Source organism: Mesorhizobium sp. WSM4830, from assembly GCF_055811495.1.
Map to the genome: position 1 here is coordinate 207,108 of NZ_JBVVQI010000005.1, position 14,672 is coordinate 221,779.

The following is a 14,672-nucleotide window of genomic DNA, read 5'->3' on the forward strand; positions in this document are numbered from 1 at the left end:
CGCGCGAAAGTCCGCAAACCCACTTCCTTCGCCCGCCTGAGAGTTCCATGCCCGATAAGGTCGTCACCCGTTTTGCCCCCTCGCCCACCGGCTATCTGCACATTGGCGGCGCCCGCACGGCGCTGTTCAACTGGCTGTATGCCAAGCACACAGGCGGCACGATGCTGCTGCGCATCGAGGACACCGACCGCGAGCGCTCCACCGATGCGGCAACCGCGGCCATTCTCGACGGGCTTTCCTGGCTTGGCCTGACATGGGACGGCGAGCCGGTGTCGCAGTTCGAGCGTGCTCCGCGCCACCACGAGGTGGCCGAGGAGCTCGTTCGCATGGGCAAGGCCTATTATTGTTATGCGACGCCTGCCGAGCTGGAAACAATGCGCGAGAGCGCACGGGCCAAGGGGCTGCCTCCCCGCTATGACGGACGCTGGCGCGACCGCGACCCGTCGGAGGCGCCGCCCGGCGCCAAGGGGGCGATCCGCATCAAGGCGCCGACAGACGGCGAGACGGTGGTGCATGACCGCGTCCAGGGCGATGTGCGTTTTCCCAACAAGGATCTCGACGATTTCATTATTCTGCGCTCGGACGGCAATCCCACCTACATGCATGCCGTCGTCGTCGACGATCACGACATGGGCATCACCCACATCATCCGCGGCGACGATCATTTGACCAACGCCGCACGCCAGACCGTAATCTATCAGGCCATGGGCTGGGAGGTGCCGTCGATGTCGCATATCCCGCTGATCCACGGTGCCGACGGCGCCAAGCTGTCGAAGCGGCACGGTGCGCTTGGCGTCGAGGCCTATCGCGCCATGGGCTACCTGCCGGAGGCGCTGCTCAACTATCTGGCGAGGCTTGGCTGGAGCCACGGCGATGATGAGATCATGTCGATCGCCGACATGATCGCATGGTTCGACATTGGCGACGTCAACAAGGGCGCCGCCCGTTTCGACTTCGCCAAACTCGAGGCGCTCAATGGCGTGCATATGCGCCGGATGAACGACGCGGCGCTGCTCGACATCTTTATCGCCACTCTGCCCTATTTGGAAGGCGGCCCGGCAATTGCCGCGCGCCTCGACGACAGACGCAGGGCGCAACTGCTTGCCGCTTTGCCGGGCCTGAAGGAGCGCGCCAAGACGCTGGTCGAACTTCTCGAAGGGGCTGCATTCCTGTTCGTCGAGCGGCCGCTGCCGGTGGACGAGAAGGCGGCGGCGCTGCTCAGCGGTGAGGCGCGCGCGATCCTGCGGGGCGCTCATGCGGCACTAGCCACGGTTTCGGATTGGTCTGCCGCTTCAGCGGAAGCCGCGATCCGCGACTATGCGCAGGCGGGCGGCCATAAACTCGGCGCCGTGGCCCAACCTTTGCGCGCCGCGCTCACCGGCAAAAGTACCTCGCCAGGTGTCTTTGATGTGCTAGCCGTGCTTGGCCACGAGGAAAGCCTGGCGCGGATCGCTGATCAAATCGATTAGCAAACTGGCCCAAGAAGATTGGCATTGAAAGGTGTGTTTCGCAGTGCAACATTGGGTCTTGGCCTAATCTGGCGCGCAGATACAATTGCGGGCGCAAATGTGCGTATTCCGATGCTTTTGATGTGTTGGGTTCAGATATTTTGCCTTTGCCGGCCTGAGGAAACAAAAAGGAGTTTGCTATGACCGAACCTGCGACAAAAATGGAATTTGGCGGCAAAACCCAGGCATCGACGGCAAAGCTGGAACTCGGCGGCAAAACTCATGAATTCAAGATACGAAGTGGTTCGGTAGGACCTGACGTCATCGACATCGGTTCGCTGTACAACACCGCCGGCGTCTTTACCTACGATCCCGGCTTTACGTCGACGGCGAGCTGCGAATCGGAAATCACCTTCATCGATGGCGATGCCGGCATTCTTTTGCACCGCGGCTACCCGATCGACCAATTGGCCGAGCACGGCGACTTCCTCGAAGTCTGCTATCTCTTGCTCTATGGTGAACTACCGACCAAGGCGCAGAAGGACGATTTCGACTACCGGGTGACGCGCCACACCATGGTGCATGAGCAGATGTCGCGCTTTTTCACCGGCTTCCGGCGTGATGCGCATCCGATGGCGGTGATGTGCGGCGTGGTCGGCGCGCTGTCGGCCTTCTATCACGATTCCACCGACATCTCGGACCCTTATCAACGCATGGTCGCCTCAATGCGGCTGATCGCCAAGATGCCGACGATCGCGGCGATGGCCTATAAATACCACATCGGCCAGCCATTCATCTATCCGAAGAACGAGCTGAATTTCGCAGCCAACTTCCTGCATATGTGCTTCGCCGTGCCTTGCGAGGAATACAAGATCAATCCGGTGCTGGCCCGCGCGATGGAGCGCATCTTCATCCTGCACGCCGACCACGAACAGAACGCCTCGACTTCAACCGTCCGCCTGGCCGGCTCGTCGGGTGCCAATCCCTTTGCCTGTATCGCTGCCGGCATCGCCTGCCTGTGGGGTCCTGCACATGGAGGCGCCAACGAGGCAGCCTTGAACATGCTGGGCGAGATCGGCCATGTCGATCACATCCCGGAATTCATTGCGCGCGCCAAGGATAAGAACGATCCGTTCCGATTGATGGGATTTGGCCACCGCGTTTATAAGAACTACGATCCGCGCGCCAAGATCATGCAGAAGACCGCGCACGAGGTCCTGGGCGAGCTCGGCATCAAGGACGATCCGCTGCTCGACATCGCCATGGAGCTGGAAAAGATTGCGCTGACCGATTCCTATTTCATCGAGAAGAAGCTCTATCCGAACGTCGATTTCTATTCCGGAATCACACTGAAGGCGCTGGGCTTCCCCACCACCATGTTCACCGTGCTGTTCGCGGTCGCCCGTACCGTCGGCTGGATCGCGCAGTGGAAGGAGATGATCGAGGACCCGCACCAGAAGATCGGTCGCCCACGCCAGCTCTATACCGGCGCGCCGGAACGGGATTACGTGCCGATCGCGAAGCGGTGAAGGTGGTGAATGGTGAATGGTGAATGGTGAATGGTGAATGGTGAATGGTGAATGGTGAATGGTGAATTGGAGCAGCGAAGCGTCGCTCCTGTCTATAGAGTACTATTCACTATTCACTATTCACTCACCATCCCCATCACCACCCCCGCGGCCATCTCGCCTGACGGCTTGGCGGTTGCCATACGCCCGGCAATGTCGGCAAAACCGTGCTTCTGCCAGGTGCGGTAGGCGGTATCGGAGAACAGCGCCTCCAGTTGCCGCGCCAGATAATGCGGCCGCACATATTGATTGTAGTGTTCCGGCACAACCGGCCGGTCGGCAATGAGATTGGGCAACGCTGCGCTCCATACTTTGATCAGCGGCTGCGCCATGCGCATGACCGGATCGAGCCGGTAGCAGGAGATCATCGGCACACCCGCCAATGCCAGTTCCAGCGATACCGTCCCCGACGCGATCAGCGCCGCATCCGCCTTGCCGAAGGCCTGCCATTTGCGTTCGGCATCAAGGATGATCTCCGGCTTCTCGTCCCAGCTCGCGACTGAGGTCCTGACCAGGTCGGCGACGTGCGGGACCGTTGGCAACAGCAGGCGCAGGCGGTGCCCGCGCGCCCGCAGGATCGACACCGTCTCGCCGAACGGCCCAACCAGGCGTCGCACCTCGCCGCGACGCGAACCGGGCAATACAAGCAATGTTTTGACGTGATCTGCGGACAGGTTACGCGGCTGCGCCTGCGCCCTGGCGGCACTGATTATGCCCGGATCATGTACAAGGCGATGCCCGACATAGGTGCCGGGCGGCCCGCCCAGGCGAGCGAGTTCCTTCATCTCGAACGGCAGGATGCAAAGGATGTGATCGACATATGGCTTCATCGCCGCCGCCCTGCCCGGCCGCCAAGCCCACACGCTCGGGCAGACATAGTGGACGGTCGGGATGGTCGGATCGGCGGCACGCACCTTCTTGGCGACGCGCAGTGAGAAATCCGGACTGTCGATGGTGATAAGGCAATCGGGCTTTTCACCGGCAATCGCGTTTGCCGTCTGGCCGATCCGCCGCATCAGGCGCGGCAGGTCGCGCAGGATGGCGCTAAGGCCCATCAGCGCGATCTCGCTGCCGTCGAACAATGGCGCTAGGCCGAGCGCCTGCAAATGGCGGCCGCCGATGCCGACAAGCCGAACGTCGCACCCGGTCATGCGCTTGAGCGCCTGCACAAGGTCGGCGCCAAGCAGGTCGCCGGACTCCTCGCCTGCGACGACGGCTATCTTCAACGGCCGCTCATTCGCCATGCACCGGCTCCGCAGCAGGCAGCCCGATCACGAAGAGGCCGAGCGCATTGGCACGCCCGATGGTGGCGGGACCTTCGAGCACCAGCGAGCGGCCGGCTTCGACGGCAATGCCGGCCAGTCCGGCGGCATGCGCCGCCTCGACGGTCAGCGGACCGATGGAGGGCAGATCGGCACGCAGTTCCTGACCGGGCTTGGCACATTTGACCAAAACACCACGGCTCCTGCCAGCCAGCCTGCCGTGCCCGCGTAATTGTTTTGTCCGCTCGAGCAGCCCGTCGGTGCCTTCGACGCCTTCCAAGGCAATGGTGCGGCCGCCGACCGCAACAGCCGCTTGGCCGATGTCCAGCTCGCCGATGGCTTTTGCCGCCGCGTGCGCCGCCTCGATGTCGCGCCAGTCGGATTTGCGTGGCGCCGCCTTGGTCAGCAGGCCTTCGGCAGCGACCAGCTCCGGCACGATCTCGTGAGCGCCGACGACCTTGATGCCGCTGCGCTCGATCCTGCGCACGAACAGTTTCAGCACCGTGTCGTCCCCCCGGCTTACACCGACGAACAGGCTGGGTAGCCACGCGAGCAGGCCCAAATTGAGGCGCATGGCGCTCAGCCTGGGGCGCCGCGTGATATGACCCGCGGCTACGAGATGCGTAACGTGATGCCGCTTAAGGATCGGCAGCAGCGAGCCGACGTCTTCCAGCCTCAAGGTTGCCTGCTCATAGGGCTCGAAATCGGCTATGCGATCGACCTCGCCGGCCGCCATCACGACGAAGGGCGATTTGCCTTGCCGGGCGAGCGCTCGGGCAATTTCGACCGGGAGGCTGCCGCCGCCGGCGATGATGCCGACCTTGGCATCTGGCGCGAGATCAAGGCCCTTTCCGGCAGCCTCAATCTTCGTCATCTGCCCTCAGTCTTCATCATCGGTATCGTCGCCGTCGGTACCCTTGAGCGACGGCACGGCGTAGTGCCGCTTGCCGCGACCGGCGATGAAGTCGACGATCTTCATGGCAGTCGGCGACGAGGCGAATTCCGCCTTGGCGAATTCGATGTTTTCGCCGACGGTCCGGGAGCGATCGAAGATCGTCTTGTAGGCTTTGCGCAGCAAGTGGATCTCCGAACGCGGCAGGCCGGCGCGCTTCAGGCCAATGATGTTGAGGCCGCGAAGGCTGGCACGGTTGCCAACAGCGATGGCGTAAGGAATGACGTCGCCGACGATCGCCGAGCAACCGCCGAGAAAGGCGTTATCGCCGATGCGGACAAACTGATGAACCGCGGTAAGGCCGCCGATGTAGACATTGTCGCCGACTTCGCAATGCCCGCCTAACGTCGCTTGATTGGCGAAGGTGGCGTTCTTGCCGACCACGCAGTCATGGGCAATGTGGGCATAGGCAAGGAAATTGCCGTTGTCGCCGATCGTCGTCTCGCCGCGGCTGGAATCGGTGCCGACATGCATGGTGACGCCTTCGCGGATCGTGCAATTCTCGCCGATCACCAGCGTGGTCCGGCCGCCCTTGTGCTTGGTGTTCTGCGGCGGCCCGCCCAGTATCGCCATCGGATAGACCTTGGTCGATGCACCGATGGTGGTCGCGCCAATCACCGAGACATGGCTGACCAGTTCGACGCGGTCGCCGATCACGGCGTCGGGGCCGACGTGACAGAAGGGCCCGATGCGGGCGCCTTCGCCGATTTGGGCGCCTGGCTCGATGACCGACGATGGATGGATGACTGTCTGGATTTTCATTAGCATTCGTTTGTCAGCCGCTTGCGACCATCATCGCCGAGATCTCGGCTTCCGCCGCCTTGGCGCCATCGACGAGGGCCTCGCAAGCGAATTTGAGAAGATTGCCGCGTTTCTTGATTTTCTTCACATGAATTTTCAACTGGTCGCCTGGAACGACCGGCTTGCGGAACTTGGCATTGTCGATGGTCAGGAAATAAACCAGCGACGGCTTTTCCGTACCAAGGCTGCGGATGCAGATGGCGCCGGCCGTCTGCGCCATCGCCTCGATGATCAGCACGCCGGGCATGACCGGCTGGTCCGGGAAATGACCCTGGAAATGCGGCTCGTTTATGGTGACGTTCTTGATGCCGATCGCGGATTCGTCGCCATCTATGTCGACAATGCGGTCGATCATCAAGAACGGATAGCGGTGCGGCAGGAGCTTCATCAGCCGCATTATGTCAACCGCTTCGAGCGTCGCCGCTGCGATGTCAGCCATTTCCCCCCTCACCCTGTTTGCGCGTCCGTGCAAGTCTGCGCAAGGCCGCTATCTCGCGCATGGCTTCCGCCATCGGCTGCGCCGGATATCCTCCCCAAATCTCACCGGCAGGCACGTTGCTCATAAACCCGCTTCTTGCCGCAAGCTTGGCCCCGGACCCGATGGTCAGATGATCCGCAAGGCCGACGCCGCCACCCATGGTGACGTTGTCGCCTACTGTCACGGAACCGGAAATACCCGAAAGCCCGGCTATTATGCAATTGCGGCCAATGCGAACGTTGTGGGCGATCTGTACCAGATTGTCGATCTTGGTACCCTGGCCGATGATCGTGTCGGACATGGCGCCGCGATCGACGGTCGTATTCGACCCGATCTCGACGTCGTCCTGGATGATGACGCGGCCGATCTGCGGAACCCGCTCCGGACCTTTGGCGCCGGCCACGAAACCGAAGCCATCCTGCCCGATCCTGGCACCGCCATGGATGATGACGCGATTGCCAATCAACGCATATTGCACGCTGGCTCCTGGACCGACATAGCCGTCGCGGCCGATCTGCGAGGATGGACCGATGACCGCATGCGGGGCAATGACGGTCCCGCTGCCGATGGCAGCGCGCGGTCCGATGACCGCACCTGCTTCGATGATTGCACCGGCCTCGACATGGGCGGTCGCATCGATATGGGCGTGCGGCGAGATACCGGTTTCGCCGGTCATCGGTCCAGGCGTCGCAGCCGCGGGGAAAAGCAGACGCCCGACCATTGCGAAAGCCTGCTGCGGGCGCGGATGCACCAGCACCGCGATGCCCGCCGGCGCCTTGCCGGCAAATTCGGCAGGGCAGAGAACCGCCGCCGCCCGCAGTGCCTGCATCAGGGCGAAATTGCGCCTGCCGTCGACGAAGACAAGGGCGTTCTCGCCGCCTTCGTTGGCGGGCGCCAGAGCTTCGATCGATACATCGGAGAGACCGGAATCGACAAGTGTCGAGCCGGTCAGATTCGCGACTTCGCCGGCCGTATACCGGCGTGAGGGCGCGAAGAACACCGGATCGGTCATTCCAGAAGCAATATCCAGCTGGCGCATGACCCCGAAATCGGAAATCGACCCTCGGAAAGGATCATGCGCAAATCAATGTACTACAACGTCCTTTGCGCGTCCGATAGGACGCGCTGCGCTGTAGTGTCGGATCACTGCCATCCGGATCCAAACGAGCCGGAAGCATCATTGCCCGCACATCAGAAGCGGGTCGATATGCCGAAGTTGAATTCCTGCACGTCGTCGGTCTTTTCCTTCTTGACCGGGATCGCATAGTCGATGCGGATCGGCCCGAAAGGCGATGCCCACATCACACCGACACCGACGGAAGCGCGCCATTCCATGCCGGTTGTCGAAGAATTGACAAGGCCACTTGCGATTTTGCTGCCGTAGAGCGTTGCCGCATCGGCGAACACCGCGCCGCGCAAACCGAAGCTTTCGGGGATGACCGGCAGCGGGAACTGCGCTTCTGCCGAGGCATTGAAGTATGTAGTGCCGCCGAGATGGTCATTGCTGTTGTCCGAAGCAACCGGGCCGATGCCGCCGTATTCGAAACCGCGGATCATACGGTCGCTGCTCTGGAAATGGTCGAAGACGCGCAGATCGCCGTTGCCATACCCTTGCACATGGCCGGCGCCGCCCGAAATGAGGCCCACCAGATCCAATTGTTCGGACAGCGTCTGATAAATGCTGCCGCGCGCCGTTACCTTGATGAACTTGGCGTCACCGCCGAGGCCAGCGACTTCGGTGCCGACATTGGCATAAATACCATCATGCGGGTTCTTCATGTCGTCGATTGTATTGTAGACCAGGCCGAGACTGACCGAAGACTTGAGCCATGGGCTCTCGTTAACGCCGTTTTGGATCGCCTGGGACACGTCGCAACCGGCCGCTGGGTCGCAGCCCTCGTCGAACTCGTACTTCTCTTGCGCAATGTTATACGCCAGCTGCGTCGAGATGTTGTCGGTGATCGGCAGGCCGAAGCGAACGGTCGCGCCTGTCGTGTCGCTGTCGTAATGGTCGTAGTTACGGCTCTGCTTGTAGATGTCGAAGCCAGCCGCGATGCGGCGTCCGAGGAAATAGGGTTCGGTGAAAGAGAAGCTGTAGTCGCGCGAGTTCTTGCCACCGCCCGCCGCCACCTTGATGAATTGGCCGCGACCGAGGAAGTTGCGCTCACTGATGGAGCCTTCGACGGACGGACCTGACGTTTCACCCCCGCTCGAATAACCGGCGCCGACGGTGAACTCACCGGTCGATTTCTCGACCACGTCGACCACCAGCACAACCTGGTCCGGCTCGGAACCGGGAACAGTAGAGATTTCGACTTTCTCAAAATAATCGAGCGCTTCCAGCCGCCTCTTCGCGCGCTGGATGAGGACCTGATTGAAAGCGTCGCCTTCGCTGACATCGAACTCGCGGCGAATGACGTAGTCGCGCGTCCGATCGTTGCCGCGAATCTCGATGCGCTCGATATAGGCCTTGGTACCCTGGTCGACCGTATAGACGACCGAGATCGTGTGGTTCTCGAAGTTGCGGTCGCCACGCGGCGTCACCTGGGCGAAGGCATAGCCGGATCCAGCCACCTTCTCGGTCAGCGCAATGATCGTGTCCTCGACGTTCTTGGCGTTGTAGACATCGCCCTTGTGCGTCTCGACCACCGATTCAAGCGACTTGCTGTCGACCTCGGGGATCGTGCTTTCGACGCTGACATCCCCGAACGTATAACGCTCGCCCTCCTGCACCGTGATGGTGACGGTGTATTTGTTGGTTGTGTCGTCGAGTTCGCCGACAGCCGAGACGACCTGGAAGTCGGCATAGCCGTGATTGTAATAGAAGCGGCGCAGCAGCTCCTGGTCGGCGCGCAGCTTGTCCTCGTCATAGACGTCGTCGCGCAGCACGAACGAAAGGAAGGACGAGCGTTTGGTGGAGATGATGTCCGACAGCCGGCGGCTCGAATAGGCACTGTTGCCGACGAAATTGATCGCTGCGATCTGGGTGCGGCCGCCTTCGTTGATGTTGAAGACCACGTTTACGCGGTTGTCGCCGAGATCCATGATTTGGGTGGTCACGGCGGCATCGTCGCGGCCGATACGCCGGTATGCGGCCTTGACCGCCTCGACATCGGCGTCGAGCTGCTGTTGCGAGAAGGTGCCGCGCGGCTTCAATTGCACCGCGGCTTCAAGCGCGTTGTCCTTGAGCTTCTTGTTGCCCTGGAACAGGACCTGGTTGACGACCTGGTATTCAGAAACCTTGATGACCAGCGTCGATCCGACCTGGTTGATCTGCACGTCCGAAAACAGCCCGGTGCCAAACAGCGCCTTGACCGCATCGTCGATATCCGAACTTGAAAACGCCTTGCCGGGTTTGATCGTCACGTAATTGCGGATGGTGTCCGCGTCGACGCGCTGATTGCCGGTGACTTCGACTCTGGAGACGACAGCCGCCTCGGCGGCCGATGTGGCAACGAACTGCACTGCGAGCGCGCCTGGTACAACCAGAGCGGCGGACATAGCCACCGCGGACGCGGCGCTCAGAAACTTGGATGCTGCCTTCATCGGGCTTTTGTACCTTTTCTCGAAGTCCCCACGGCGAGAAAACCGGACGTGCGGTAATTTCCCCTACCGTATTAACCGGATTTTCCCTACACGCAAGGCTTCTGGTTAATTTGTATTTACTTAACCCTGCGGCGTGGCTTTCGCGTCACGCATATCCCCACGCATGGTAAACGGCGTCTCAACATTGCTTGTGCCGAAGCCAAATTCCTTCATGATTTCAGCACCCAAACAGATCGTTCCAGAAAACAAAGCCCATGAAGCCGAGCACCAATATGAGGCCGCTTCGGTAAGCCATTTCCATCATCCGTTCGGACACCGGCCGCCGGATGACAGCCTCCACGCCGTAGAACAGAAGATGCCCTCCGTCGAGGGGGGGAATCGGCAATAGGTTCAGAATCCCTATCCCGACTGACAGGAATGCAACAAGCTGCACGAGCCATTCAAAGCCGAGCTTTGCCGCCTGACCCGACATCTTGGCGATCTTGATGGGGCCGCCCAGCTGGCACTTGTCCTCGCGACCGACAACGAAACGTTGCAGGAACTGGCCGGTGCGCTGGATGACGTGCCCGGTTTCCTGGACCGCTGCCCCGACCGCCCCGGCCGGACTGTAGGTGATCAGCCGCGGCTGGCCGAGTTCCTTATTATTGACGACGCCGATCACGGCCACCTGGACCTTGTTGCCCAGCGCGTCTTGTTGTTCCATCAAGCGCGGCGTCGCCGTGACGGTGATTTCCTTGCCGCCGCGTAGCATGACGAAGGTGATGCTGTCGCCGGCGCGGCCAGAGACCAGACGCTGGACGTCGGCAAAGGTCTCGACCTTGCTGCCGTCGACGCTGACGAATCGGTCGCCGGGCATGATGCCGGCCGCGGCGGCCGGACTGCCGACGGTGACCTCGGCCACCATCGGCTCCAGCACGGGCCGGCCATGGACGGAAAACAGCACGGCAAAGACGGCGATCGTCAGCAGGAAGTTGAACAGCGGCCCCGCCACGACGGTCGCCACACGCTTCCAGATCGGCTGCGTGTGGAAGGCGACCTTGCGTTCCTCGTCGCTAAGCGCCTCGATCTCCTCCGAGCTGGGCTGGCTCGACGTCGCGTTCATGTCGCCGACGAACTTGACGTAGCCGCCAAGCGGTATGGCGCAAAGCTTCCAGCGCGTGCCGCGGCTGTCGTTGAAGCCTATGATCTCAGGGCCGAAACCGATCGAAAAGGCTTTTGCGCCGATACCGCACCAGCGGCCGACGAGGTAGTGGCCCATTTCGTGGACGAAAACGACCACGGTCAGCACGAACAGGAAAGGCACCAGCGTGCCGAGGACAAAGCCCTCTGTGCTGAAAACCGCGTGAAGAATCTCGTTCAACTCATGCCCTCAAATTCATTCACGGCACAGATCACGCCGCGACTGTGACATCAATCCGGGCGAATCCATGGCGCAGCCCCGCGCCGGCCCACCGACGATGCCGCTCAAACCGGAAACAGCCCCTGTGCCGGATGATCGGCGGTCGCGGAAATCCAGCCGATGACGTATAGGGCGAAAGCCGCCGCGACAAGCCCGTCGACCCGATCCATGATGCCGCCATGGCCGGGTATCAGCGTGCCGGAATCTTTACGGCCGTGGCGTCGCTTGACCCATGATTCGAACAGGTCGCCGGCCTGCGCGACGATCGAAAGCACCAGTGCGACCACGCCAAGCACGACGAGGTTGCCCGTTCCGGCTACGGCGGCCAGAAGCAGCCCGGCCACTACGCCGCCGACCACCCCACCGAGCGCCCCGCTCCGCGTCTTGCCCGGCGAGATCGACGGCGCCAGCCTTGGGCCGCCGACGGAGCGGCCGACGAAATAGGCAAAGATATCGGTCGCCCAAACCACGGCGAATAGGAACAGAATGGCCAGCAGCCCTGAATGGTCGCCGTCACGCAAGAAGGCCAGCGACAAGCCGGACACGGCCGCATAGGCAAGGCCGGATGCTTCCCACGGTCCTGCCCTGCGCATGGAGGAAGCGACGGCAGTGATAGCCACCAGAGCCGCGACGAGCGGCAGCAGCAAAGATGCAGGCAGGCCGGCGACGAGGGCACCAATAAAGACCACGATCAGCGCCTCCGGCAGAAAGCCGAGACCTGCCGTAGCACTAGCACCTGCCGGAGCAACGGGGCGGCTCATCCGCGTCCACTCGTAAAAGATCACCGCCGCCATGGCGGCGCAAAGCAACCGGAAGGACAGTCCGCCGAGCCAGGTCAGGGCAAGCGTGACGATGCCAAGCACGACCGCCGAAATGACCCGGAGTTGGAGGTTGCTCATTCCTCAGCCTGAGGCGACATCTTGGGCGGCAAGTCCGCCGAAGCGGCGCTCGCGGCCGGCGAAATCGCGCAGTGCGTCGGACAGGTGCTCGCGACTGAAGTCGGGCCAGTAGCAAGGCAGGAAAACGAGTTCGCTATAGGCGGCCTGCCATAACAGGAAGTTGGACAGCCGAAGCTCGCCGCTGGTGCGGATGACCAGTTCCGGGTCCGGAATGCCCTCTGTATCGAGCGAGCTGGCAAAGGAATCGGCCGTGATCGCCTCGCTCTCCATCTCACCGCGCGCCACCGCCGCTGCGAGCTTGCGCGCGGTGCGCACGATCTCATCGCGCCCGCCGTAATTGAAGGCAATGACCAGTGTCAGCGCCTCGTTGCGGAGAGTGAGCGTTTCGGCTTCCTCGAGCAGCCCCCTTATGTCGGGCTGCAGCCCTGCCCTGTCACCGATGACCCTGATCCGCACCCCACTCTGGTGCAGCTCGGCGAGGTCACGTCGGATGAAAAGCTTCAGCAGGCCCATGAGGTCGCTGACTTCGGATTTCGGCCGTGACCAGTTTTCCGACGAAAAAGCGTAGACGGTCAGGAAGGAGATGCCGAGGCCGGGGGCGGCCCGCACTGTCTTGCGCAGCGCCTCGACGCCGGCGCGGTGACCGGCCAGCCGCGGCAAGCCGCGCGCCTTGGCCCAGCGTCCGTTTCCGTCCATGATGATCGCGACATGCGCGGGCGTTGCCATATTCTCGCTTCCGGGCCAGGCGTGGCCAGACCCTAGACCTGCATGATTTCCGCTTCCTTGTCGGAAAGCAGGTGGTCGATGGTGCTGATTGTCTCGTCGGTCAGTTTCTGAACCTGGTCGGCCCGTTTGCGATGGTCGTCCTCACTGATGTCGCCGTCCTTTTCCGCCTTTTTCAGAAAGTCCATGCCGTCCCGACGAACGTGGCGTGCGGCGACGCGGGCATTCTCGGCATAACCGTGCGAGATCTTGACCAGCTCCTTGCGGCGCTGTTCGTTGAGCTCGGGCAGCGGAATCCTGAGATTGGTACCGTCGACGATAGGATTGAAGCCGAGATTGGCTTCACGGATGGCGCGGTCGACTGCGCTGACCATCGACTTGTCCCAGACCGAAACCGAAATCATGCGCGGTTCCGGCACCGACACTGTTGCCACCTGGTTGATCGGCATGGTGGTGCCATAGGCCTGCACCTGGACGGCATCGAGCAGGTTGCTCGACGCACGGCCGGTGCGCAGCGAAGCCAGATCATGCTTGAACGCGGCGATCGCCCCGTCCATGCGCCGTTTGAGATCGTCGTATTCGCCACTCATCATCGTCTCCTCGACCCGTTAACCCGGGTTCACTGCTTAGGCCCTGTTCGAGCCTCATCCGCAACCGGTCCCTTTCGGGTTCATGGTTCGGTCAATCGTCTGCGACAACCGTGCAACGGCCGCCGCCCCTCAGGATATCGCCGAAACCACCCTTCTCGTGGATCGAATAGACGATTATCGGAATGTTGTTTTCGCGCGCAAGTGCAATCGCCGCCGTATCCATGATCGAAAGCCCGCGTTTGATGACTTCGTCATGGCTGATCCGCTCGAAACGTGTCGCGTGCGGGTCCTTCTTGGGATCAGCCGAATAGACACCGTCGACCTGGGTGCCCTTGAACAGAGCATCGGCCCCGATCTCGGCGGCGCGAAGGGCTGCAGCCGAATCGGTGGTGAAGAACGGATTGCCGGTGCCGCCGGCGAAGATAACGACCTTGCCCTGGTTCATGTAGGCGGTCGCCTGACGCTGCGAAAAACTTTCGCAAAGCTCGGGCATGGCGATCGCCGACAGCACAACGGCGTCGACGCCGATCTTGTTGAGCGAGGTGCGCAGCGCCAGCGAGTTGATGACAGTGGCTAGCATGCCCATATGGTCGCCGGTAACGCGGTCGCCGCCCTTCGAGGCAACCGCGACGCCACGGAAGATGTTGCCGCCGCCGATGACGACACCGACTTCGATGCCCAGTGCGCGGGCCTCGGCGATGTCGGCGGCGATGCGGTCGACCACCGATACGTCGATGCCGAAATGCTGCTCGCCCATCAACGCTTCGCCCGATGCTTTCAGCAAGACACGTCGGTAGAGGGGCTTCACCGTCATCTGGTCCTCGTCATCGTGCGTGTGACGCGTTTCGGTGCGCCCCGAAACACTGGGCGTTCCGATACACGAAGGGCGCCCCCGAGTAACCCCCCGCCCCCCCCCGCTAAATTTTGTAGGGGGCCCGGGTAAAACACACAAAAACCCCGCCAAAAATCAAGGGAATAGAAAGTGAAGCAGGAAAAAATAACCCAG

General features: G+C 61.8%; 13 protein-coding genes. 2 read left to right on the plus strand and 11 right to left on the minus strand.

Going from position 1 to position 14,672, the window contains the following annotated elements; genetic code table 11:
• Positions 1 to 47 precede the first annotated feature (47 nt).
• Together gltX and gltA are read left to right on the plus strand one after the other, a co-directional pair.
• The gene (gene gltX / locus AC0L2Y_RS09690) at positions 48 to 1,469 is read left to right on the plus strand and encodes a glutamate--tRNA ligase (protein ID WP_473555686.1); all 1,422 of its coding nucleotides are present in this window, start codon (positions 48 to 50) and stop codon (positions 1,467 to 1,469) included.
• A gap of 179 nt (positions 1,470 to 1,648) precedes the next feature.
• Complete coding sequence (gene gltA / locus AC0L2Y_RS09695; RefSeq protein WP_254817305.1) at positions 1,649 to 2,977, plus strand: citrate synthase; 1,329 nt, start codon at positions 1,649 to 1,651, stop codon at positions 2,975 to 2,977.
• Positions 2,978 to 3,093: 116 nt separating this feature from the next.
• Here gltA and lpxB read toward each other — a convergent pair whose 3' ends face one another.
• The 11 genes from lpxB to pyrH all read right to left on the minus strand — a co-directional run bounded on the left by lpxB (position 3,094) and on the right by pyrH (position 14,480).
• Complete coding sequence (gene lpxB / locus AC0L2Y_RS09700) at positions 3,094 to 4,260, minus strand: lipid-A-disaccharide synthase (RefSeq protein ID WP_473555689.1); 1,167 nt, start codon at positions 4,258 to 4,260, stop codon at positions 3,094 to 3,096.
• A complete protein-coding gene (locus tag AC0L2Y_RS09705; protein ID WP_473555691.1) occupies positions 4,250 to 5,152 on the minus strand; it encodes an LpxI family protein in 903 nt (300 codons plus the stop codon). The genes lpxB and AC0L2Y_RS09705 overlap by 11 nt, the downstream gene beginning before the upstream one ends.
• 6 nt (positions 5,153 to 5,158) lie before the next feature.
• Positions 5,159 to 5,992 (minus strand): acyl-ACP--UDP-N-acetylglucosamine O-acyltransferase, encoded by an 834-nt coding sequence (gene lpxA, locus AC0L2Y_RS09710; protein ID WP_473555693.1) that lies wholly within the window; start codon positions 5,990 to 5,992, stop codon positions 5,159 to 5,161.
• 13 nt (positions 5,993 to 6,005) lie between these two features.
• Positions 6,006 to 6,470 (minus strand): 3-hydroxyacyl-ACP dehydratase FabZ, encoded by a 465-nt coding sequence (gene fabZ / locus AC0L2Y_RS09715; RefSeq protein WP_023674942.1) that lies wholly within the window; start codon positions 6,468 to 6,470, stop codon positions 6,006 to 6,008.
• Entirely contained in the window at positions 6,463 to 7,521 is a 1,059-nt protein-coding gene (lpxD, locus tag AC0L2Y_RS09720) for a UDP-3-O-(3-hydroxymyristoyl)glucosamine N-acyltransferase (protein WP_292653516.1), read from the minus strand. The genes fabZ and lpxD overlap by 8 nt, the downstream gene beginning before the upstream one ends.
• Before the next feature lie 179 nt (positions 7,522 to 7,700).
• Entirely contained in the window at positions 7,701 to 10,055 is a 2,355-nt protein-coding gene (gene bamA / locus AC0L2Y_RS09725) for an outer membrane protein assembly factor BamA (RefSeq protein ID WP_473555695.1), read from the minus strand.
• Between the two features lie 217 nt (positions 10,056 to 10,272).
• Positions 10,273 to 11,415 carry an RIP metalloprotease RseP gene (gene rseP / locus AC0L2Y_RS09730; RefSeq protein WP_473555697.1) on the minus strand — a complete coding sequence of 381 codons (1,143 nt, stop codon included), beginning with the start codon at positions 11,413 to 11,415 and terminating at the stop codon, positions 10,273 to 10,275.
• Between the two features lie 104 nt (positions 11,416 to 11,519).
• Positions 11,520 to 12,353 carry a phosphatidate cytidylyltransferase gene (locus AC0L2Y_RS09735; RefSeq protein WP_352492016.1) on the minus strand — a complete coding sequence of 278 codons (834 nt, stop codon included), beginning with the start codon at positions 12,351 to 12,353 and terminating at the stop codon, positions 11,520 to 11,522.
• A gap of 3 nt (positions 12,354 to 12,356) precedes the next feature.
• The gene (locus tag AC0L2Y_RS09740) at positions 12,357 to 13,079 is read right to left on the minus strand and encodes an isoprenyl transferase (protein ID WP_352492017.1); all 723 of its coding nucleotides are present in this window, start codon (positions 13,077 to 13,079) and stop codon (positions 12,357 to 12,359) included.
• A 32-nt stretch (positions 13,080 to 13,111) separates the two neighbouring features.
• Positions 13,112 to 13,666 (minus strand): ribosome recycling factor, encoded by a 555-nt coding sequence (gene frr / locus AC0L2Y_RS09745; RefSeq protein ID WP_084640965.1) that lies wholly within the window; start codon positions 13,664 to 13,666, stop codon positions 13,112 to 13,114.
• 91 nt (positions 13,667 to 13,757) lie between these two features.
• Positions 13,758 to 14,480: a UMP kinase gene (gene pyrH, locus AC0L2Y_RS09750; RefSeq protein ID WP_023674934.1), complete on the minus strand. Its 723-nt coding sequence runs from the start codon at positions 14,478 to 14,480 to the stop codon at positions 13,758 to 13,760.
• Positions 14,481 to 14,672 lie beyond the last annotated feature (192 nt).